At 49.2% G+C, this 21,126-nt stretch carries 16 protein-coding genes and 2 pseudogenes; 15 read left to right on the forward strand and 3 right to left on the reverse strand.

Annotated features, from left to right (window positions below; genetic code table 11):
- Positions 1-3: 3 nt before the first annotated feature.
- From yesS to MHH82_RS40590, 14 genes and pseudogenes are all read left to right on the forward strand, one after another.
- Complete coding sequence (gene yesS / locus MHH82_RS40525; RefSeq protein WP_072175469.1) at positions 4-2,289, forward strand: transcriptional regulator YesS; 2,286 nt, start codon at positions 4-6, stop codon at positions 2,287-2,289.
- A gap of 13 nt (positions 2,290-2,302) precedes the next feature.
- Complete coding sequence (gene rhgT, locus MHH82_RS40530; RefSeq protein ID WP_072173401.1) at positions 2,303-3,001, forward strand: rhamnogalacturonan acetylesterase; 699 nt, start codon at positions 2,303-2,305, stop codon at positions 2,999-3,001.
- Positions 2,994-3,656: a YesU family protein gene (locus MHH82_RS40535; protein WP_072175470.1), complete on the forward strand. Its 663-nt coding sequence runs from the start codon at positions 2,994-2,996 to the stop codon at positions 3,654-3,656. The genes rhgT and MHH82_RS40535 overlap by 8 nt, the downstream gene beginning before the upstream one ends.
- Positions 3,653-4,279 carry a YesL family protein gene (locus MHH82_RS40540; protein ID WP_032726692.1) on the forward strand — a complete coding sequence of 209 codons (627 nt, stop codon included), beginning with the start codon at positions 3,653-3,655 and terminating at the stop codon, positions 4,277-4,279. Before MHH82_RS40535 ends, MHH82_RS40540 begins: the two co-directional genes overlap by 4 nt.
- 138 nt (positions 4,280-4,417) lie before the next feature.
- Entirely contained in the window at positions 4,418-6,262 is a 1,845-nt protein-coding gene (rhgW, locus tag MHH82_RS40545; protein WP_032726691.1) for a rhamnogalacturonan lyase, read from the forward strand.
- 45 nt (positions 6,263-6,307) lie between these two features.
- Positions 6,308-8,145 (forward strand): annotated as a pseudogene (gene rhgX, locus MHH82_RS40550) (rhamnogalacturonan exolyase).
- A 157-nt stretch (positions 8,146-8,302) separates the two neighbouring features.
- Positions 8,303-8,956, forward strand: coding sequence for a rhamnogalacturonan acetylesterase (locus MHH82_RS40555; RefSeq protein ID WP_003233813.1), 654 nt, complete (start codon positions 8,303-8,305; stop codon positions 8,954-8,956).
- Positions 8,957-8,963: 7 nt separating this feature from the next.
- Positions 8,964-10,955, forward strand: a complete 1,992-nt coding sequence (yesZ, locus tag MHH82_RS40560) for a beta-galactosidase YesZ (RefSeq protein WP_072175472.1) — start codon at positions 8,964-8,966, stop codon at positions 10,953-10,955.
- A 43-nt stretch (positions 10,956-10,998) separates the two neighbouring features.
- Positions 10,999-13,572, forward strand: a complete 2,574-nt coding sequence (locus MHH82_RS40565) for an exo-rhamnogalacturonan lyase family protein (protein WP_072175473.1) — start codon at positions 10,999-11,001, stop codon at positions 13,570-13,572.
- Positions 13,573-13,693: 121 nt separating this feature from the next.
- Positions 13,694-15,202 carry an extracellular solute-binding protein gene (locus tag MHH82_RS40570; RefSeq protein WP_072175474.1) on the forward strand — a complete coding sequence of 503 codons (1,509 nt, stop codon included), beginning with the start codon at positions 13,694-13,696 and terminating at the stop codon, positions 15,200-15,202.
- A gap of 54 nt (positions 15,203-15,256) precedes the next feature.
- Positions 15,257-16,213, forward strand: a complete 957-nt coding sequence (locus MHH82_RS40575) for an ABC transporter permease (RefSeq protein ID WP_003233808.1) — start codon at positions 15,257-15,259, stop codon at positions 16,211-16,213.
- A 13-nt stretch (positions 16,214-16,226) separates the two neighbouring features.
- Positions 16,227-17,114, forward strand: a complete 888-nt coding sequence (locus MHH82_RS40580) for a carbohydrate ABC transporter permease (RefSeq protein ID WP_003242715.1) — start codon at positions 16,227-16,229, stop codon at positions 17,112-17,114.
- Positions 17,115-17,122: 8 nt separating this feature from the next.
- Positions 17,123-18,463, forward strand: coding sequence for an alpha-galacturonidase LplD (gene lplD / locus MHH82_RS40585; protein WP_072175475.1), 1,341 nt, complete (start codon positions 17,123-17,125; stop codon positions 18,461-18,463).
- 74 nt (positions 18,464-18,537) lie between these two features.
- Complete coding sequence (locus MHH82_RS40590) at positions 18,538-19,233, forward strand: DUF421 domain-containing protein (protein WP_032726686.1); 696 nt, start codon at positions 18,538-18,540, stop codon at positions 19,231-19,233.
- A 36-nt stretch (positions 19,234-19,269) separates the two neighbouring features.
- Here the strand turns inward: MHH82_RS40590 and hmoA are convergent, their stop codons facing one another.
- From hmoA to MHH82_RS40605, 3 genes are all read right to left on the reverse strand, one after another.
- Entirely contained in the window at positions 19,270-19,596 is a 327-nt protein-coding gene (hmoA, locus tag MHH82_RS40595) for a heme-degrading oxygenase HmoA (RefSeq protein ID WP_003243958.1), read from the reverse strand.
- 103 nt (positions 19,597-19,699) lie between these two features.
- Positions 19,700-20,062, reverse strand: coding sequence for a VOC family protein (locus MHH82_RS40600; protein ID WP_003233803.1), 363 nt, complete (start codon positions 20,060-20,062; stop codon positions 19,700-19,702).
- Between the two features lie 91 nt (positions 20,063-20,153).
- Positions 20,154-20,696 carry a hypothetical protein gene (locus tag MHH82_RS40605; protein ID WP_064671886.1) on the reverse strand — a complete coding sequence of 181 codons (543 nt, stop codon included), beginning with the start codon at positions 20,694-20,696 and terminating at the stop codon, positions 20,154-20,156.
- A gap of 161 nt (positions 20,697-20,857) precedes the next feature.
- On the opposite strand from MHH82_RS40605, the pseudogene MHH82_RS40610 reads away from it, so the two are divergent.
- Positions 20,858-21,126 (forward strand): annotated as a pseudogene (locus MHH82_RS40610) (hypothetical protein); the annotation flags it as partial.

The following is a 21,126-nucleotide window of genomic DNA, read 5'->3' on the forward strand; positions in this document are numbered from 1 at the left end:
GGGATGAAAAAACAGCCTCAACAGAAGGAACGGGTTTCTCGCTGGAAGGGAACGTATTTCAAAAGAAACTTTGTCTTCATTTTGCTGATTGCCTGTATTCCCGGATTGCTGACTGGCGGCGCAATCTACTTTCTTTCGATCGACAAGGTGGAGAAAGAGCTGCAGAGATCGCATGAAACACAGGTGGCGCGTGAGGTCAGCCGAATGGATGAGAAGCTGGGAGTGCTTGAACTGGCACTCACCCAGATGGCCTACGATTCTTCACTGATGAATGGATTGGCCGAGAGGGATTTGGAGAAAGACTTTACGTTCTCCTATCAATTAACGAAAAAGCTGTTTCTTTTGCGGGACCAGCAGCCGCTGATCGAGCAGGCTTCCATCTTTCTGAACAGCCCCCGGCCACTTGTGCTGAGCCCTGAATACAGCGCTTTGACAGAACAGGAGGCGCTTCGCAAGTATCGCTCGCTGCTTGCCTCAGACCGCAGCATTTATTGGAAACGGTCGGGAAACCAAGCGATGCTGATCCAGCTCATTCCGGGCGCGGCGGAGAAACCGTTCGGCGCGATCATGCTGGCGGTTGATCCGAAAGAAATGGAATCAATCCTGCAAAGCTTGTCCCCCTATCCTGATGGCAGTGCGCTGCTTTTAGATCAAAATCAAGAGGTGCTGTTTCATGAAGGGGAAATAGATTTTGAAAAGGCTTTACTTCAAGAGATAAAAAAACAGCCTGCTGAGAAAGGTCATTTTCAGATGGAATGGGAAGGCAAGGTGTATTCTGTCTCCTTTGGAGAAATGAACCGGATGCATCAGCAATGGACCTTTGTGTCAGCGGCGCCTCTTTCAGCTATTACAGCGCCGATGGTGTTTTTATCAAAAGTGATCATCGTGATGCTGGTCATTTGCATCGGTTTGGCGGTATGCATGACATGGTATGCATCAAAAAAAATCTATCGTCCCATTCAGCATTTGCTTGGCTTGTTTACCGGAGGAGAGAAGAAAGTATGGCAGGCGTCCGGGCAGGATGAATTCAAGTGGATTGAAAAGAGATGGCAGGATCTATCCCTTGAAAGCCGGAAGCTCCAAGAGCAGCTCCTGCGGCAGACGCCCCATATGAAAAAGAGTTTTTTGCAGCACCTCTTGCAGGGGGATTTTTACTATGACAACGAGGACAGTCTCAGATCTCGGATGGAGGAGGCCGGCTGGAACATCGGCGAAAACGTGTTTCATGTGCTGGATCTTCAATTGACAGGACTCCGCTGTGAAAAAAGCATCTTCTGTTGCGATGATGAACAGCTCGCTGTGTTTACACTGACTAATATCGCTGAGGAATTGGCGGATAAACGCGTTTTTCAGCTCTCCATACTTGATATCGGCCGGCTTTCTATCACCGTTCTTGTGATGAAAACAAACAGCTCTGATCTGAAGGCGTATATAACGGAGCTGGCACGCCAATTTGGGAATGTAACCGGACTATGCCTGACCTCGACATTGAGCAGCGAGACGGAGCGTGTCACGGAAATTCCTTCTTTATTTCAGAATGTGAAAAGCGGCAAATCCTGCAGGCAGTTTGCCAACCGGAATCAGGTCATTGATTTGCAGGCCGACTTCCCTCAGGATGAGCAGTTCGCTCCTTATTACCCTTTTGAACTGGAAAAACAAATTGTTCAGGCTATCCGGCTGGAAAGAAAACAGGAGGCCGAGGAACTGATTCGTGTATGCATGGAGGAACTGGCGGAAAAGGCAGCTATAGACAGGCATGTGCACTCCGCCCTGATTCAGCTGTTTTCCCGCATTCAGGAGGATATTTTGCATTCCGGGCTCAATCCCAGCGAACTGTTTCAGCATCGGAATCCGTTTCTTGATATTTCAGAATTGCGCGAACCTAATGTAGCGGCGGCCTGGCTGATGGATGCAGTGGTGACGCCTTACCTTTCCAAGCTTGAGGGCAGAAAAAACAGACAGCAAAAGCAGCTGGCAGAACGTGTGATTGCGATGATTCACGAACAGTATATGGCGGATATTTCATTGGAAAGCTGTGCCGATGCGCTTGGCATGAATTCATATACGTTAAGCAAGGCATTTAAGCAAGTGACCGGCATTAATTTTATCGATTATGTGACCCAGATCAGAATCGAAAAGGCGAAAGAACTGCTGGTCAATACGAATAAAAAAATTCATGACGTATCAGAAGAAGTCGGCTACCGCCACAATTACTTTAACCGGATTTTTAAAAAACAGGTCGGCATGCCGCCGGGTGTCTTCAGGCAAATGTATCAGGAAACGCCGTGAAAGGAGAGAACATGTGATGAAGAAACCAATTCAAGTATTTTTAGCGGGAGATTCCACTGTGAGTGACTGCCCGCCTCATGAAGCGCCGATGGCGGGGTGGGGGCAGGTATTCGGGCAATTGTTTTCTGAAGAGGTAGTGGTACACAATCATGCCAAAGGAGGAGCGAGCACCAATTCTTTTGTGGAGGAAGGAAGGCTTCAAGCAATTGCTGAACGCATCACACAAGGCGATTATTTGTTGATTCAATTCGGCCACAATGACCAAAAACCGCGGGGGACGAAGCCGTACTCCACATTTCAGCAGTTTCTTACCTTGTTTGCAGATACGGCACGCGAAAAGGGCGCGCATCCTGTGTTCGTCACATCGGTGCAGCGCCGCCGCTTTGATGAAAACGGACGAATAGAGCATTCCCTCGGTGAGTATCCCGATGCGATGAAAGCACTGGCGAAGGAGCTCGATGTACCTGTGATTGATCTGCTTGCGAAAACAAAGGTGCTGTATGAAGCATACGGGCCGGAGGAGTCGAAGCGATTGTTCGTTTGGTTTCAGCCGAATGAACATCCGAATTACCCGGACGGCATTGAGGACAATACGCATTTTTCGGAAGAAGGTGCAGTGGAGGTTGCGAAGCTTGTGGCAGAAGGCATTGAAGAGCTCGGACTTCCGCTTAAGAACCACCTTGTGAGCCGGGAGGGGAAAGAACATGTATAAGGAAGGCGCGTGTCTGTACCGCAATCCGCTCCGGTCTAAAAGCGATGTGAAGGACTGGCGGATGGAGGGAGGCGGACAGATCTCATTTGACGATCACAGCTTGCACCTGTCACATGTCCAGGACGATGTGCACTTTGTCTTTTGGTGTCCGGAAACCTTTCCAGACGGCATCATTGTGACATGGGACTTCTCTCCGATCGAGCAGCCGGGATTGTGTATGCTGTTTTTTTCTGCTGCGGGAATGGGAGGCGAGGATTTGTTTGATCCAAGTCTCCAGAAAAGAACGGGAAAATACCCCGAGTATCATTCGGGGGACATCAATGCGCTCCACCTGTCGTATTTCCGCAGAAAATACGCGGAGGAAAGAGCGTTCCGCACCTGCAATTTAAGAAAAAGCCGCGGTTTCCACCTCGCCGCAATGGGGGCCGATCCGCTGCCTTCTCCAGACGACGCTGATTCTCCGTATCGTATGAAGCTGATCAAAGACAAAGGCTATGTGCACTTTTCAATCAATGGTCTGCCCATTCTTGAGTGGATGGACGACGGCAGCACATATGGGCCTGTGTTAACAAAAGGAAAAATCGGGTTCCGGCAGATGGCCCCCATGAAAGCAGCTTATAGGGATTTTGCCGTACATCAAGCGGTGAGAAGATGAAGACGACTGTAACGGACACGCTTTATGCAGGCTGCGAAGCGGTGGTGAAAATAGCATGGCTCAACGGGCTGTGGCTGTTGTTTACACTTTTGGGCGGCGTTCTTTTCGGATGGGCGCCGAGCACAGCTGCGATGTGTGCCATTATAAGGAAATGGCTGATGGGGCAAAAGGATGTCCCGATATTTTCGTTATTTCTCGATACCTATAAAAAAGAGTTTCTCAAGGTTAATGCGATCGGATTGGCGTTTTCGGCTCTTTTGCTCATATTGTCTGCCAACTATCATTATTTTTCTGCCAGTACGAATTGGCTGTCCTTTGCAGTAACAAGCTGCACGCTGCTTGCAGGGCTTTTGTATATCATCGCGCTGATGTATGTGTTTCCCCTTTATGTGCATTACCAGCTCCCGCTTCGCAAATATATTCCGCAGGCACTGCTGTTTGGCGCCATGAGACCGCTGACAACCGGCTGTATGCTGATCGGGTGCGGATTTGTCCTTTATTTGCTTTATACGCTTCCTGGCCTGATCCCATTTTACGGCCCGTGTTTATTTGGGCTTGTGTTGATGTTTTTTGCTCTTAGGGGATTTCAAAAGACGGAGGCCCAGCACCATCAAGCCGGGTAACAAAAAAGTGACAAATACGCAAAAAAGTGCAGTGTCCGAAATAGGCAGATGCAAAAAAGTGAAATTGAAGACAGCTCACACAGCGCATAAAATTCAATTTAAGTAAGCGCTTATAGATAAATGAGAAGGAGCTGTCTGATGATTACACGAAGGAAACGCATGTTTACCGCTGTTACGTTGCTGGTCTTGTTGGTGATGGGAACCTCTGTATGTCCTGTGAAAGCTGAAGGGGCAGCGCGGCAGATGGAAGCGCTGAACCGGGGGCTTGTAGCGGTCAAGACGGACGGGGGCATTTTTGTCAGCTGGCGGTTTCTTGGAACCGAAAACGCATCTGTTTTGTTCAATGTGTACAGAGACGGGCAAAAACTGAATGCTGCGCCTGTCAAAACCACGAACTATGTGGATAAAAACGGATCGGCGGGCTCAACGTATACGGTTCGTGCTGTTGTAAACGGTACCGAACAGCCGGCTTCTGAAAAAGCCTCCGTATGGGCGCAGCCGTATCATTCCGTCCCGCTGGATAAACCGGCTGGCGGCACGACGCCAAAGGGTGAAGCTTACACGTACAGCGCTAATGACGCAAGTGTTGGCGATGTGGATGGTGACGGGCAATACGAGCTGATCCTGAAATGGGACCCGTCCAACTCAAAAGACAATTCACAGGATGGCTATACGGGTGACGTGCTGATTGACGCGTATAAACTGGACGGCACAAAGTTATGGCGGATCAATCTCGGCAAAAACATCAGAGCGGGCGCGCACTACACCCAGTTTATGGTGTATGACCTTGATGGTGACGGAAAAGCAGAAGTGGCAATGAAAACGGCAGACGGGACAAAAGACGGCACGGGCAAAGTAATTGGAAATGCCAATGCAGATTACAGAAATGAACAGGGGCGTGTGCTTTCAGGCCCTGAATATCTCACTGTGTTTCAAGGTTCAACCGGGAAAGAGCTTGTCACCGCAAATTTTGAACCGGCGCGCGGCAATGTGTCGGATTGGGGAGACAGCTACGGCAACCGTGTTGACCGTTTTCTCGCCGGCATTGCCTACCTTGATGGACAGCGGCCGAGCCTGATCATGACCAGAGGGTATTACGCTAAAACCATGCTAGTTGCCTATAACTTCAGGGACGGAAAGCTGTCAAAGCTTTGGACGCTGGACTCCTCAAAGTCAGGAAATGAAGCGTTTGCCGGACAGGGGAATCACAACCTGAGCATCGCGGACGTTGACGGGGATGGAAAAGATGAGATTATTTTCGGCTCAATGGCTGTTGATCATGACGGGAAAGGCATGTACTCGACCGGCTTAGGCCATGGGGATGCCCTCCATACAGGAGATCTTGATCCGGGCCGGCCGGGGCTTGAGGTGTTTCAAGTTCATGAGGACAAAAATGCAAAATACGGCTTATCTTTCCGGGATGCTGCAACCGGAAAAATCCTTTGGGGCGTTTATGCCGGCAAGGATGTAGGCCGGGGAATGGCTGCTGATATTGACCCGCGTTATCCGGGACAGGAAGTGTGGGCAAACGGTTCTCTCTACTCAGCGAAAGGGGTCAAAATTGGAAGCGGGGTTCCGTCCTCGACCAACTTCGGCATCTGGTGGGACGGCGACCTGCTGCGGGAACAGCTGGACAGCAACCGAATTGATAAGTGGGATTATCAAAACGGCGTATCGAAAAATGTGCTGACTGCATCAGGCGCAGCGGCTAACAACGGCACAAAAGCAACACCGGCGCTTCAGGCTGATCTGCTCGGTGACTGGCGCGAGGAAGTCGTGTGGAGAACGGAGGACAGCAGTGCTCTGCGCATTTACACGACGACCATTCCGACTGAGCACAGGCTGTATACGCTGATGCACGATCCGGTGTACCGGCTTGGCATCGCCTGGCAAAATGTCGCCTATAACCAGCCGCCGCACACAAGCTTCTTTTTAGGAGACGGCATGGCGGAACAGCCAAAACCAAATATGTATACGCCTTAACTGAAAGGGGGAAGGAACGGGCTGCGTGCAGCCCGTTCCCATCAAATGAAACCAAAAAAGAGGCAAATGGAATACCTGACCAGAGGTTTGATTGCGGTAAAGACAGAACAGGGCGTGTTTGTCAGCTGGCGTTTTCTCGGCACGGATCATGAGACGACGGCTTTTCACCTTTATCGGGATGGAAAGCGGATCACCCGCGATCCAATCGCTGAAAGCACTAATTTTCTCGATCAAAACGGAACGGCTGACTCTGTTTATCAAGTGGCGGCTGTCAATAAAGGACGGGAAGAAAAGCTTTCCAAGGAAGCTCGTGTTTGGCAGGAAAATGTCCTGGAGGTTCCGCTTGCCAAACCGGAAGGCGGTGTGACGCCGGACGGAAAGCCGTACACTTACAGCGCCAATGATGCCAGTGTCGGGGATGTAGACGGGGATGGAGAATATGAAATGATCCTGAAGTGGGACCCATCCAATTCAAAAGACAACGCTCATGACGGTTATACCGGGGAGGTGCTCATAGATGCCTATAAACTGGACGGCACCTTTTTGTGGCGCATCAACCTCGGCAGAAACATCAGGGCGGGTGCTCATTACACGCAATTTATGGTGTATGACCTGGATGGTAACGGAAAAGCAGAAATCGCCATGAAAACAGCTGACGGCACAACAGACGGGAAAGGACATATCATCGGTGATGAGCATGCCGATTTTAGAAACGAACAGGGCAGAATTTTGTCCGGTCCGGAATATTTGACGGTGTTTAAAGGAGAAACCGGTGAGGCGCTCACGACCGTGGAATATGAACCGCCCCGCGGCAAGCTGGAGGATTGGGGAGACGGCTATGGAAACCGGATGGACCGTTTTCTCGCCGGGATCGCTTATTTGGATGGGGAGCGGCCGAGCCTTGTAATGGCGCGCGGCTACTATACGAGAGCCGTGCTCGTGGCATACGATTTCAGAAACGGAAGGCTCAAAAAACGCTGGGTATTTGACTCCAACCAGCCGGGACATGAAGCGTACGCAGGACAGGGGAACCACAGCTTAAGCGTGGCGGATATCGACGGAGACGGAAAAGATGAAATCATATACGGCGCAATGGCTGTCGATCATGACGGAACCGGCCTGTACTCAACGGGGCTCGGGCACGGAGACGCGATGCATGTAGGGGATCTGGACCCGTCACGAAAAGGGCTTGAAGTGTTCCAGGTGCATGAGGACGCCACGAAGCCGTACGGACTGTCACTGCGAGATGCCGGAACCGGTGAGATATTATGGGGCGTCCATGCTGGAACTGACGTTGGCCGGGGCATGGCGGCTCATATTGACCCAAGCTACAAAGGGTCGCTCGTCTGGGGAATTGATCCGCCGGGCAATGATGGCATGTCGTACGGGCTTTTCACGAGCAAAGGCGAAAAAATCAGCGACAAAGCGCCCCCTTCAGCCAATTTCGCCATCTGGTGGGACGGTGATTTGGTCAGAGAACTGCTTGATCATGACTGGGACGGAACGATCGGCAGGCCAAAGATTGAAAAATGGGATGCTGAAAACGGCTGTCTGAAGACGATATTTCAGCCGGCCGGCGTGCTGTCCAACAACGGCACGAAAGGAAACCCGGTTCTTCAGGCCAACCTGTTCGGAGACTGGCGGGAAGAAGTGATATGGAGAACGGAAGACAGCAGCGCGCTCCGTATCTATACAACGACACATCTCACCCGCCACCGCTTTTACACGCTGATGCATGATCCGGTTTACAGGCTCGGCATCGCCTGGCAGAATACCGCCTACAACCAGCCGCCGCACACGAGCTTTTACCTCGGAACGGGAATGAAAAAACCGCCAAGCCCGCCCTGTACATAGCGGGAAGCAAAGCGGAGGCGCCGCTGTAGGAGGACTAAGGGATAAGACGTAAAGGCTGAACGCTACGACAAGATGATTAGAGAACGGGCAGGACGAACCAATGCTCAAGCGCTGTACGCACCGGTCTTTTTCAAGGGAAGAGCTATCCGTGATGGAAGCTGTATAAAAAACGAGGGGGAATGAAAAATGGCAAATCATATTTATCTTGCCGGCGATTCGACTGTTCAAACGTATGGAGACAGCACAAATCAAGGGGGCTGGGGGCAGTTTCTCGGCTCGCATCTGCCGGAGCATATTCAAGTGATCAACAGAGCGATCGGGGGAAGAAGCTCGAAAACATTTGTGGAAGAGGGCAGGCTTCAGGCAATCCTCGATGTGATCGAGCCGGATGATTGGCTGTTCGTGCAGATGGGCCATAATGACGCGTCGAAAAATAAGCCGGAGCGCTACACCGAGCCCTACACTACTTATAAACAATATTTAAAGCAGTATATCGCAGGCGCGCGGGAAAAAGGCGCCCATCCGCTTCTCATTACCCCCGTAGCCCGCTTTCACTACGAAAACGGCGTATTTTTGAACGATTTTCCTGATTACTGCATTGCCATGAAGCAGACGGCTGAAGAGGAGAATGTCCAGCTCATTGATCTGATGGAGAAAAGTCTCGCTTTTTTTACTGAGAAGGGCGAGGAAAAAGTGTACACCTATTTTATGATTTCAGAAGGGATTAACGATTACACGCATTTTACAAAAAAAGGCGCAAATGAAATGGCGAAACTTGTGGCAAAAGGCATAAAGGAGCTCGGCCTGCCATTGACAGAATCGATCATCAAAGAAAGGTGAAAATGTGATGAGAAAACTGTATCATGGCGCTTGCTATTATCCGGAATTATGGGATGAAGAGACGATTCAGCAGGACATTGACATCATGCGTGAAGTTGGCGTAAATGTTGTGCGGATCGGCGAATTTGCCTGGTCTGTCATGGAACCTGAAGAAGGAAAAATTGACGTCGGTTTTTTCAAAGAAATCATCGCCCGGCTGTATGATAGCGGGATCGAAACGATTATGTGCACGCCGACGCCTACCCCGCCGATTTGGTTCTCACATGGCCGGCCCGAACGCATGCATGCCAATGAAAAAAGAGAGATCATGGGGCATGGCTCCCGTCAGCATGCCTGTACGAACAACCCGTATTTCCGAAAAAAAGCCGCCATCATCACCACAGCCATCGCCAAGGAGCTTGGCCGGCTCCCGGGGCTGATCGGATGGCAGCTAGACAATGAGTTTAAATGCCATGTTGCAGAATGCATGTGTGAGACATGCTTGCGCCTATGGCATGACTGGCTCAAAAATCGCTACGGGGTAATTGAGCGCTTGAATGAAGCTTGGGGAACCGATGTGTGGAGCGAGACCTATCAGACGTTTGAGCAAGTCCCGCAGCCGGGACCGGCCCCGTTTCTGCATCATGCCTCTCTACGCACTATGTATCAGCTGTTTTCGATGGAGATGATCGCTTCGTTTGCGGATGAACAGGCCAAAATCATCCGCTGCTATTCAGATGCGCCGATCACGCATAACGGATCAGTCATGTTCAGCGTGGACAATGAGCGAATGTTTCAGAATCTCGATTTTGCCTCCTATGACACGTACGCTTCGCAGGAAAACGCCTCTGCCTTTTTATTGAACTGTGATTTATGGAGAAATCTGAAACAGGGGCGCCCGTTTTGGATTTTGGAAACGAGTCCGTCGTATGCCGCCTCGCTTGAAAGCTCCGCTTACCCGCACGCAGACGGGTATTTGCAGGCCGAAGCCGTATCGTCCTACGCCTTAGGGAGCCAGGGGTTTTGCTACTGGCTATGGCGACAGCAGCGTTCAGGCAGCGAGATTTCCCACGGTTCGGTTCTCAGTGCCTGGGGCGAACCCACCATCGGCTATCAAAATGTGCTGGCGGTTGAGCGGGCAAGAAAGGAAATCGAGCCTATTATTCTATCGACTGAACCCGTTCAAGCCGAGGCGGCGATGACTTACTCTGACAGAGCAAAAGCATTTATTAAAACTGAGCCTCACCGGGGACTCCGGCATCGTTCGCTTGTGACGCATTTTTATGAACGTATTCTCAACACGGGGATTCATCGTGACCTTATTCCGGAAGGCGCTCCACTGGACGGCTATCGCTTGCTGTTTACGCCATTTGTGCCGTATTTGTCTTCTGAATTTATCAAAAAAGCTTCGGCATTCGCTGAAGCGGGCGGCATCTGGATCACTGGGCCGCTGACAGGAGGGCGCACATGTGAGCATACCATTCATACCGATTGTGGACTTGGCGAACTTGAGAAAACGTCAGGGATCAAAACACTTTTTACCTTTCCGATGAATGAGAACGTGAATACAGGAAAAGCGTTTGGCATCACGGCGCCGCTCGGACTGTGGAGCGCGGTGTTTGACACAGAGAGCGGAAACACCCTTGGCACGATTGAAGCAGGACCGGGGGCGGGCCATGCTTTTCTGACGGCACGGAATTACGGCGAGGGGAAAATTGTCATGCTGGGCTCGCTTCCATCCGGGAAAGAAGGGGATGCGATGCTGGAGGCGCTTGTCAGGCATTATGCCGCTGAGGCAGCCATTTCTGTCCGCTCGGATGTAACACCCGGCACGATCGTTGCCCCGCGCAAAGGCGATAACGGCCTTGTGTGGATCGTTGTGAATATGGATGGAAAAGGAGGAAGTGTGACACTGCCGGAAGCGGGAACAGATCTGTTGACGAACCGTTTGGAAAAGGCGGGGAGGCTGGCGGTCGGACCGCATGAATACCGTGTGATTCAATTTGACAATCACAGCTGATTCTTTGCATCGAATCAGCTTTTTTCTATGGAGGGAGAGACCGATGAAAAAGATCAAATGGTTATCAGAACAGCCAAAGTTGACAAGCGGCGTGACGTGGGGCGTGCCATGGAAAAAAGGAGAATTAAAAAAAGGAGACCGTCTGGCGCTTATGAATGAAAACGCGGAAACGCGATATGTGCAAAGCGAACCGTCGGCCTATTGGCCGGACGGGAGCATCAAGTGGACGAAGCACGCGGCGGTGTTTGGCGGTCAGGAAAACCAAAGCTTTACAGTTCGCAAAAGAGAAGTGCCGCAGCCAACTAAATCGCTCAGCATTCTTGAGACAGAGCATGACATCCAAGTGAATACAGGAGCACTCGTTTGTACCATTCATAAAACAGGATCTGATTTCATTCAATCATTGCAGATCAACGGAAAGCCGATCGCCGCAGGCGGGAGGCTCGTTGCAATAAGAGAAACGAGAAAAGAGTCGGCGGCGGAAACGGTTCTTTTGCATGAAAGGTCTGTCAGCTTTATCAAACGGGCGGCGATTGAGCAGAGTGGTCCTGTCAAAGTAGTAGTCAAAATCGAGGGAGTGCATGTGCTCCATAAAACGAATGAAGAATGGCTGCCGTTTGTCATCCGATTGACGTTTTATGCCGGGCTGTCTGAGATCGGCCTTGTGCACACGCAGCTGATTGACAGGAGCGGTAAACTAGAATTCGTTAAGGGGCTCGGCATCGAATTCGACCTTTTTTTGGAGGGAGAGCCGTACAACCGCCATTTCCGCTTTGCGGGAGAGAAAGGGATGTACAAAGAACCCGCCCAACTGTTTGGCACACGTAAATTCAATGAACGATATCCGCTTTATGAAAAACAAATCAATGGCGAAATGCTGTCTCCAGATGAAGAGCATAAGGAATGGTTTGCACATGGCACACAGAATACGGTTTGGGACGATGTCAAGCTCGTGCAAGATTCCAGCGATCATTACAGCCTGTCAAAACGGACCGGAAAAGATTATGCGTGGGTTGGAATGCTGCATGGCAGCCGGGCGAAGGGGCTTTGCTATGCGGGCGGCGAAAATGGCGGTGTGGCTCTCGGCCTGCGGTATTTCTTTGAGAAATATCCTTCAGCACTGGAAATCACAGGTCTTGCCGGCAGCCGCCCCAAAATGACTATCTGGCTTTGGCCTCCGGACGGCGAAGCGATGGATTTGCGGCATTATACAGGAAACACCCACGTGGCCAGCGCGTATGAAGGCTTTGATGAAATGCGCTCTGATCCGACAGGCATTGCGAACACAAATGAAATCAGCCTGGCGTGCTTTTCGCACATGCCGTCTGACGAAGTCCTCAATGCGCTGGCTGACAAATGGCAGGCGCCGCCGCTCATTGTATGCGAGCCGGACGTCTATTACGAATCAAAAGCACTCGGGGTATGGAGCATCATTGACACATCCCATCCACTCAAAAAAGAGCTGGAAGAACAGCTTGATGCGGCCTTTCTGTTTTATAAAAAGGAAGTAGAGCAACGCAGATGGTACGGTTTTTGGCATTATGGCGATGTCATGCATACGTATGACCCGATCCGGCATATGTGGCGGTACGATCTCGGCGGATACGCATGGCAAAACAATGAGCTCGTTCCGACCCTATGGCTGTGGCAGGCGTTTTTCCGCTCAGGCAGAGAGGATATCTTTCGCATGGCAGAAGCCATGACCCGCCATACGAGCGAAACGGACAGCTTTCACCTCGGTGAATATGCCGGGCTTGGCTCACGGCATAATGTTGTGCACTGGGGATGCGGCTGCAAGGAAGCGAGAATCAGCATGGCCGGGCTTCATAAATTCTATTATTATCTGACGGGTGATGACCGAACGGGAGATCTTTTGACAGAAGTGAAGGATGCCGATTATGCCCTCGTCAAAACCGATCCGATGCGCGCTTTTTACGAGAAAGGTAAGCACCCGACTCACGCCAGAACGGGACCGGACTGGGCGGCGTTTTGCTCGAACTGGCTGGCGGAATGGGAGCGGACCGAAAATCCGGAATATCGCAAAAAAATCGAAACGGGAATCAACTGTCTGAAGCGGCTGCCGCTCCGCTTATTATCTGGCCCGACATTTGAATATGATCCGGCGACCTCGATGCTTCATCATATGGGAGACGGCATTGCGGGCGGATATCATATGATCATTGCCTTCGGCGCGCCGCAAGTGTGGATGGAGCTGGCTGAGCTTCTTGATGACTGGGAATGGGAGGATATGCTGAGTGAATTCGGCGAATTTTACACACTAAGTGATGAGGAAAAACGAAAAAAAAGCGGAGGCGCTCTTCATGACGGGCATTTTCACTGGCCGATGTTCGCCGCCGGTATGACAGCCTACGCCGCGAGAAAAAAACAAGATCCTCATCTCGCCGCCAAAGCGTGGAATCTTTTGCTAGAAGATAAGCTCAGCCATACGCCGCTTCCGATCAAACCGGAGCGCATCGAGACATGGATGCAGCTAGAGGAGCTTCCATGGGTGACAACGAACACTGTCTCTCAATGGTGTTTAAATGTCATAGCGGCACTGGAACTGATCGGAGATTCCCTTCCGGCAAAAAAAGAAACATCGGGCAAAAAAGGATAACAGCCGGAATTTCATAGGAGAAATGGTGCAAAAAATGAAGATTGCAAGAATTTATGTAAGCGCTTTATATTGAGAGGGGCAAAGGGGAAATGCAAATTGAAAAAAGGGGGACTTACGCAACATGAAAATAAGAATGCGAAAAAAATGGATGGCCTTGCCGCTTGCTGCCATGATGATCACCGGATGCAGCCATTCGGAAACATCCAATTCAGCAAGCGGTTCGAAAGATACGATCAAAATTATGGCGCCGCTTTTATCGCCGGAAAGCCCAAGTGATAAGAGCCCTTCATTAAAAGCGCTCGAAAAATACACAGGCAAAGAGATTAAGGTCACATGGGTGCCTGATTCATCCTACAACGACAAATTCAACATCGTCATGGCTTCAGGAGAGATGCCTCACGCGATTGTCATTAAAGATAAGTCAGCCGGCTTTATCAAGTCTGTCAAAGCAGGGGCGTTTTGGGAACTGTCTCCTTATTTAAAAGACTACAAGAATTTAAGCCAGGCAGATGAAAAGATTTTGAAGAACAGCTCGGTGAACGGCGAGGTGTACGGAATCTACAGAACGAGGGATCTGATCAGGGCGTGTATGATCATCAGAACCGACTGGCTGAAAAATGTCGGTCTGGATATGCCGGAAACGCTTGATGATTTCTATGAAGTGCTGAAAGCCTTTAAGGAAAAAGATCCTGACGGAAACGGCAAGGATGATACGTACGGCATGGTCGTGCCGAAATGGATGGGACTCGGCAACGGAAGCCCATGGGATGTTCTGCAAATCTGGTTCGGCGCTCCGAACCGCTACGGTGTTGAAAACGGAAAGCTGATTCCAGATTTTACAACGAAGGAATACATGAATGCGCTCACGTTTTTTAAAAAGCTCTATGATGAGGGATTGATTAATAAGGATTTTGCTGTCATGGATTCTGCGAAGTGGAATGATCCGGTTGTAAAAGGAAAAGCGGGTGTCATCGTTGATACAGGCTCAAGAGCGTCTCAAATCCAAAGCGCGATGGAGGAGGCGGATGAGTCGAACAAGGATATCATTGATATCGTCGGCTCGCTTGAGGGACCGAATGGCAAGCGCACTTTCCCGACATCTGGTTATTCAGGCATGATCACGATACCAAAATCAAGCGTCAAAACTGAAAAAGAGCTGAAAGAGGTGCTGTCCTTCCTCGATAAGATGAATGATAAGGAAGCGCAGATTCTCACGAACAACGGAGTGAAGGGCCGCAATTACGAGCTCAAGGACGGCGTATTCACTTCACTTGAAAAAAATAACAAATCTCTCCTGTATGAGCATGAAGGCTTGGCACAGTTCAGCATGTCGATTCCGAAAAGCGAGTATTACATCGAAGACCAGAAAACCAAGCTCTTCCAGCATCGCAAGGACATCATAACCGAAGGAGAAAAAATAGCCGTCTTTAACCCGGCTGAGTCGCTTGTATCTGATGTCTATACCCAAAAAGGTGCCCAGCTTGACAACATCATCCTCGACGCGAGAACACAATTTATCATTGGAGAAATTGATGAAAAAGGGTTCGCTGATGCAGTGGAGCTTTGGAAAAAAAGCGGCGGCAATGACCTGATGAAGGACTTGAACAAATTGTACCAATCGTCAAAATAAACCGATGCGCCTGCCTTTCGGCGGGCGCCCCGGTAACACGAAAGGAGAACAGATATGGAAACAGTGCCGAAGAAGGGAGATTCACCTGTTCTCACCGCTGGAAAAGGCATCAGCTGGATGGCTGCGCTCAAACGGGACAAATGGCTTTATCTTCTTCTTATTCCCGGTCTGCTTTATTTTTTGATTTTTAAATACTTGCCGATGTGGGGCGTGCTGATCGCTTTTAAAGACTACTCGCCATATCTTGGCTTCTGGAAAAGCGAATGGGTCGGCTTTGATTATTTCAAAGACTTTTTTATGAATCCGGATTTTTTCCGGCTGCTGCGCAACACCCTCATGCTGGCGAGCCTGGATCTTTTGTTTGCCTTTCCCGCGCCTCTCATTTTAGCCCTGCTTTTGAATGAGGTAAGAAAGGCCGTGTATAAAAGATGTATCCAAACCTTCATTTACGTACCCCATTTTGTATCATGGACAATTGTGGTCAGCATCACCTTCGTTTTCTTTACTGTCGATACAGGTGTGATCAACAAAATGATCATGAGCCTGACAGGTGAGCAGATTTCTTTCTTGTCGGATGCAGACTGGTTCCGGCCGATGATTGTGATGCAAAGCATTTGGAAGGAAACAGGCTGGGGAACGATTCTATTTTTGGCAGCGCTCGCTACGGTTGATCAAGAGCAGTATGAAGCGGCCATCATGGACGGAGCGGGGCGGTTCAGGAGAATGTGGCATATTACGCTGCCGGCGATCAGAAGCACCATTATCGTTTTGTTGATTTTAAGAATCGGCAGCTTTTTGAATCTTGGCTTTGAACAGGTGTATTTGATGACGAACTCACTCAACCGCAGTGTGGCTGACATCTTCGACACGTATGTGTACATGATGGGGATTACCCAAGGGGCATATAGCTACAGCACGGCGGTCGGTTTGTTTAAATCAGTTGTCGGGATTATCTTGATTTTTGGCGCCAATTACATTGCGAAAAAGTTTGATCAGGAAGGATTGTTTTAGAGGAGGGAGAGGTATGGCTGAAATTCACACGATGCACAACACCAAAGCCGGACGGGTGTTTGACGTCTGCAACATTCTGTTTCTCGGCGGTGTCGGCGCGATTACCATTTTGCCGTTTTTATATATTATCGCCGGTTCCTTTGCGACAGAAGCGGAACTCGCCCAGCGGAGCTTCTTTATTTTCCCGAAAACCTTTACACTTGATGCTTACAAGTATGTGTTTTCGACACCGACGTTCCTTCGAAGCATGGGCGTGTCCATCTTCATCACGGTGGTTGGGACGGCTGTACAGCTGTTTTTCACCTTCACGATGGCATATCCGCTGGCGAAGCGGCATGTGAAGGGACGGAATCTGCTGTTGAATCTGGTGATTTTCTCCATGCTGTTTTCAGGCGGCATGATTCCGACGTACCTTGTCGTAAAATCACTTGGCCTTTTGGATACGTATTGGGCATTGATTCTGCCGATGGCGATTAATCCGTTCAACCTTATTATTATCAAAAACTTCTTTCAGCAGCTGCCGCGCGAGCTGGAGGAATCAGCAAAAATTGACGGCTGTTCCGAAATCGGCGTCTTCTGGCGGATCGCCCTGCCACTGTCAAAGCCAGTTATTGCGACCTTTGCGCTGTTTTATGCGGTCGGGATTTGGAATGATTTCTTCCACGCTCTCTTATATATCAATGACAGTGCAAAATGGCCGCTGCAAATGGTGCTTCGCCAAGTCACAATTTTATCGGATTTAACGGCGACCAATGGTGATACGATGCAAAATGCAGTTCCGCCGGAGCAGGGAATTAAACTCGCTGTCATTGTCATTGCGACGCTGCCGATTTTGGCGGTCTATCCATTTTTACAAAAACACTTTGCAAAAGGAATGCTGATCGGTTCGGTGAAAGGCTGAGAAAGGGAGTGTTTCATATCAGTACATTAGATCAGATTAAGATTGCCTATATCGGCGGGGGGTCCCAAGGCTGGGCCAGAAGCCTGATGAGTGATTTGTCGATTGATGAACGGATGTCAGGCACGGTGGCGCTCTATGATCTTGATTTTGAAGCCGCTCAGAAAAATGAAGTGATCGGCAATCACAGCGGGAACGGCAGATGGAGATATGAGGCTGTTTCTACTTTGAAAAAGGCGTTATCAGCCGCTGATATCGTCATTATTTCCATTTTGCCGGGATCACTGGATGATATGGAAGTCGATGTCCACTTGCCTGAGCGCTGCGGTATTTATCAGTCTGTAGGTGATACTGTCGGGCCTGGAGGGATCATCAGGGGCTTGCGTGCTGTGCCGATATTTGCGGAAATTGCCCGGGCAATAAGAGACTACGCACCTGAATCATGGGTCATTAATTATACAAACCCGATGTCTGTCTGTACAAGAGTGCTGTATAAAGTGTTTCCCGGCATCAAAGCGATTGGCTGCTGCCACGAGGTATTCGGGACGCAAAAGCTATTGGCGGAAATGGTCACGGAAAGGCTGGGGATAGAGATGCCGCGGCGTGAGGATATCCGCGTTAATGTGCTCGGCATTAACCATTTTACATGGATTACGGAAGCCTCTTATCGCCATATTGACCTGCTGCCTATATTCCGTGAATTCAGCGCGCACTATGGGGAATCAGGATATGAGCTGGAGGGGGAAAGCTGGAGGGACAGCGTCTTTTGTTCGGCACACCGTGTTGCGTTTGATTTATTTGAAACGTATGGCGCCATCCCTGCTGCGGGAGACAGGCATCTGGCAGAGTTTCTTCCCGGTCCATACCTCAAACAGCCTGAAGTATGGAAATTTCATCTCACACCTATATCATTCAGAAAACAAGACAGAGCAGAGAAACGACAAGAAACAGAACGGTTGATCGTGCAACAACGGGGCGTTGCTGAGAAAGCTTCGGGAGAAGAAGGCGTGAACATCATAGCGGCTCTTCTCGGATTGGGTGAACTCGTCACAAATGTAAATATGCCGAATCAAGGCCAGGTCTCAAACCTTCCTATACAAGCCATTGTCGAAACAAACGCATTCATCACAAGGAACCGTGTCCAGCCGATTTTTTCCGGAGCGCTTCCGAGAGGTGTGGAAATGCTGGCGGCTAGGCATATATCCAATCAAGAGGCAGTGTCGGAAGCAGGTCTAACAAAGGATACTGGCCTCGCGTTTCAAGCTTTCCTCAATGACCCGCTTGTCAGGATTGACCGCAGTGATGCAGAGCAGCTTTTCAATGACATGCTCCAATGCACCATGCAACGTTGAGCGGAGCTTTTCCGGTTTAGAAAAGAAACCATTGACCATACTGATAGTATAATCAAGAAGTAGGTGCTATCAATATGGGAGATTATTTAAGTGTTGCGGTAGAATTGGTCTGCGGTTTAGGCATTTTATTTATTATCTTAAAGCTTCTCGGGAAAACCCAATTTTCTCAAATTACGCCGTTTGACTTTATTTCTGCTTTAATTTTAGGAGAATTGGTCGGAAATGCCGTCTACGATCATGATATCAAAATCAAAGAAATCATTTTTGCTTCGCTGCTGTGGGGCGTGCTGATTTATGTTATTGAATTTATCACGCAAAAAATGAAATCATCGCGAAAGTTCTTGGAGGGTGAGCCGAATATCGTCATCCGCAAAGGAGAGCTTCAATATAAAGTAATGAAGAAAAATAAGATAGACATTAACCAGCTGCAAAGCCTATTGAGGCAAGCGGGGAGTTTTTCGATCCAAGAAGTAGAATATGCGATTCTTGAAACAAACGGGATGGTCAGCGTGCTTCCAAAATCAGACTTTGACAAACCGACAAATAAGGATTTGCAGATTCCTTCGAAGTCCGTTTCTCTGCCGATCACGTTAATCATAGATGGAGAGATTGTGCGGGATAATTTGAAGGAAGCAGGTGTGGATGAACAGTGGCTGAAACAAGAATTGAAAAAGAAGAACATTGATAAGACAGAGGACGTGTTATTTGCAGAATGGCATAAAAATAAGCCGCTGTATACTGTAACGTACGAACAAAGCAGATCAACATGACTCTTAGAAAAAAGCTTGCAGCAAGGCGCAAGCTTTTTATTGATTGTATGTCCCTTGTTTGACAGCACGTACATGGTACATGCTCACTTCAGTGCTGATCAGATAGTCAGGCTTTGGTTTGCCTTTGTTTGCTTTATGGCCGGCGATATGCGCATCGCTTTTTTCCCATTGCTTCCAGTGATCCTCTGATTCCCAGCGAATCATGACAACAACTTCTTCATCACCGCGGCGCACATTTTTCTCAAGCACTGTCACATCAATTAAACCTTCTTGTTTTTCAATGATTCCTTCAGCGCTGAAACGTTCTATGACTTTATCTGCAAAGCCTTCTTTAACCGTCATTTTTCTCAACTGTACAAACATTTGTCTCACTCCAATCATTCTCACATATGAATAATTGTAAATGAAATTCATTCTCAATGTCAAAGAAAGCGCAGGGCGGAATCGAACCGCCGTGCGCAACAGTTTATTCTTTTAATAAAAACACATTTCCGTCTTCGTCCTTAAATTGAACGAAGGTGCCCCACTCCATTTGATTGGGCTCACCGAGAAATTCTACACCGTTTGTCTTCATTTTCTCGTATGTACCAAAGATGTCTTCGCATTCAAACACAATAGAAGCCTTCATTTGCTCTGAGCCTTTCATCATGGCTTTCGGGTAAATGACTAAACGAGTCTCGGCCCCTTTTGGCGCAACCTCCAGCCAGCTTGCTTCAGGTCCCATTGGGTGGTCCGCTGCAATATCAAAGCCTACCTTCTCTGTCCAAAATTGCTTCGCTTTCTGCTGGTCCTCGACATATACAGCAACAGTGCCAATTTGTTTGATCATAGGGAAACCTCCAAGTTGAAAAGATAATAATACTATAACCTGTTTACGGCCGAAGTAACATAAAAAAATCAGCCGGGAAACCGGCTGATTTTTAAAATGAGCAGCTTACAACATCGATGTGATTTGTGTCTAAGGCGAAATAAACCCAGCGGCGCCGTGAGGAATCCCAATAAAAGCCGCCGACAGACCTTCTGCCAAGGATGATCGGGTAAAACCAAAAGGAGCGGCCATTGGTTAACCAAACATAGGTAAATCGGAAAAGGCAAGGACGAATGGTGATTGGTTCAACTAACAAAACGGCTCCTTGAGAACCCTGCGGTTTTGGGGGTTTCGCTGGTATTTGGGAAGGAGGAGGTCCCTGCGGCGCACCGCCGAAGCCTGGGCTAGCACCGCTGCCAATACCAGGGCCGGAGCCGCCGCCAAAGCCTGGAACAGCGCCACCGCCAATACCAGGGCCGGAGCCGCCGCCAAAGCCTGGAACAGCGCCACCGCCAATGCCAGGGCCGGAGCCGCCGCCAGAGCCCGGAACAGCGCCGCTGCCAATGCCAGGCCATGGATATCGGTATTCATATTCAAAAGCAGGCCAAGGCTCATAAAAATGCCCCGCAAACATATAAGGATCAACATAATACATGTGATAACGTCCTTTCTCATTGTAAACTGTACATTGCAGTTTATGCGGGCGGACTCTTATTGGTGCATTCGCCTAAGGATATGAAGCAGGAATGCTCTCAGAGAGCAGAATCAATTGATTTTTCTCTAGTCTTATTCACAATTCCGATTTATCATTTTATAATGAAAGTGCTTCTATTACGAAAAAGGAGACAGACCGTGAATATCGATCAATTATTATATCAATATATCATAGACAACACTGCGGATATTATTGAGAAATGGTTCAGTTTGCGTTGCCAGCTAAAAGGCGAGCTATATTCCGCCAGCCATTTAAGTGAAGAAACGAAAACACTTTTAACCGAGCAGCATACATTTACCAATATAACAATCGCAAGCGCATTTCTGGAGGATCAAACCGATTTTCAAGAAAACATGACAAAATGGGCGCA

It is taken from the genome of Bacillus sp. FSL K6-6540 (assembly GCF_038007545.1).

What these genes read in the sequence shown, in the direction of transcription:
- MHH82_RS40600 (WP_003233803.1), bottom strand. Translation starts at nt 20,062, where the DNA reads ATGATCAAACAAATTGGCACTGTTGCTGTATATGTCGAGGACCAGCAG.
- hmoA (WP_003243958.1), bottom strand. Translation starts at nt 19,596, where the DNA reads ATGTTTGTACAGTTGAGAAAAATGACGGTTAAAGAAGGCTTTGCAGAT.
- MHH82_RS40540 (WP_032726692.1), top strand. Translation starts at nt 3,653, where the DNA reads ATGAAGACGACTGTAACGGACACGCTTTATGCAGGCTGCGAAGCGGTG.
- MHH82_RS40575 (WP_003233808.1), top strand. Translation starts at nt 15,257, where the DNA reads ATGGAAACAGTGCCGAAGAAGGGAGATTCACCTGTTCTCACCGCTGGA.
- MHH82_RS40590 (WP_032726686.1), top strand. Translation starts at nt 18,538, where the DNA reads ATGGGAGATTATTTAAGTGTTGCGGTAGAATTGGTCTGCGGTTTAGGC.
- MHH82_RS40535 (WP_072175470.1), top strand. Translation starts at nt 2,994, where the DNA reads ATGTATAAGGAAGGCGCGTGTCTGTACCGCAATCCGCTCCGGTCTAAA.
- MHH82_RS40580 (WP_003242715.1), top strand. Translation starts at nt 16,227, where the DNA reads ATGGCTGAAATTCACACGATGCACAACACCAAAGCCGGACGGGTGTTT.
- yesZ (WP_072175472.1), top strand. Translation starts at nt 8,964, where the DNA reads ATGAGAAAACTGTATCATGGCGCTTGCTATTATCCGGAATTATGGGAT.
- MHH82_RS40570 (WP_072175474.1), top strand. Translation starts at nt 13,694, where the DNA reads ATGAAAATAAGAATGCGAAAAAAATGGATGGCCTTGCCGCTTGCTGCC.
- yesS (WP_072175469.1), top strand. Translation starts at nt 4, where the DNA reads ATGAAAAAACAGCCTCAACAGAAGGAACGGGTTTCTCGCTGGAAGGGA.
- rhgW (WP_032726691.1), top strand. Translation starts at nt 4,418, where the DNA reads ATGATTACACGAAGGAAACGCATGTTTACCGCTGTTACGTTGCTGGTC.
- MHH82_RS40605 (WP_064671886.1), bottom strand. Translation starts at nt 20,696, where the DNA reads ATGTATTATGTTGATCCTTATATGTTTGCGGGGCATTTTTATGAGCCT.
- MHH82_RS40555 (WP_003233813.1), top strand. Translation starts at nt 8,303, where the DNA reads ATGGCAAATCATATTTATCTTGCCGGCGATTCGACTGTTCAAACGTAT.
- MHH82_RS40565 (WP_072175473.1), top strand. Translation starts at nt 10,999, where the DNA reads ATGAAAAAGATCAAATGGTTATCAGAACAGCCAAAGTTGACAAGCGGC.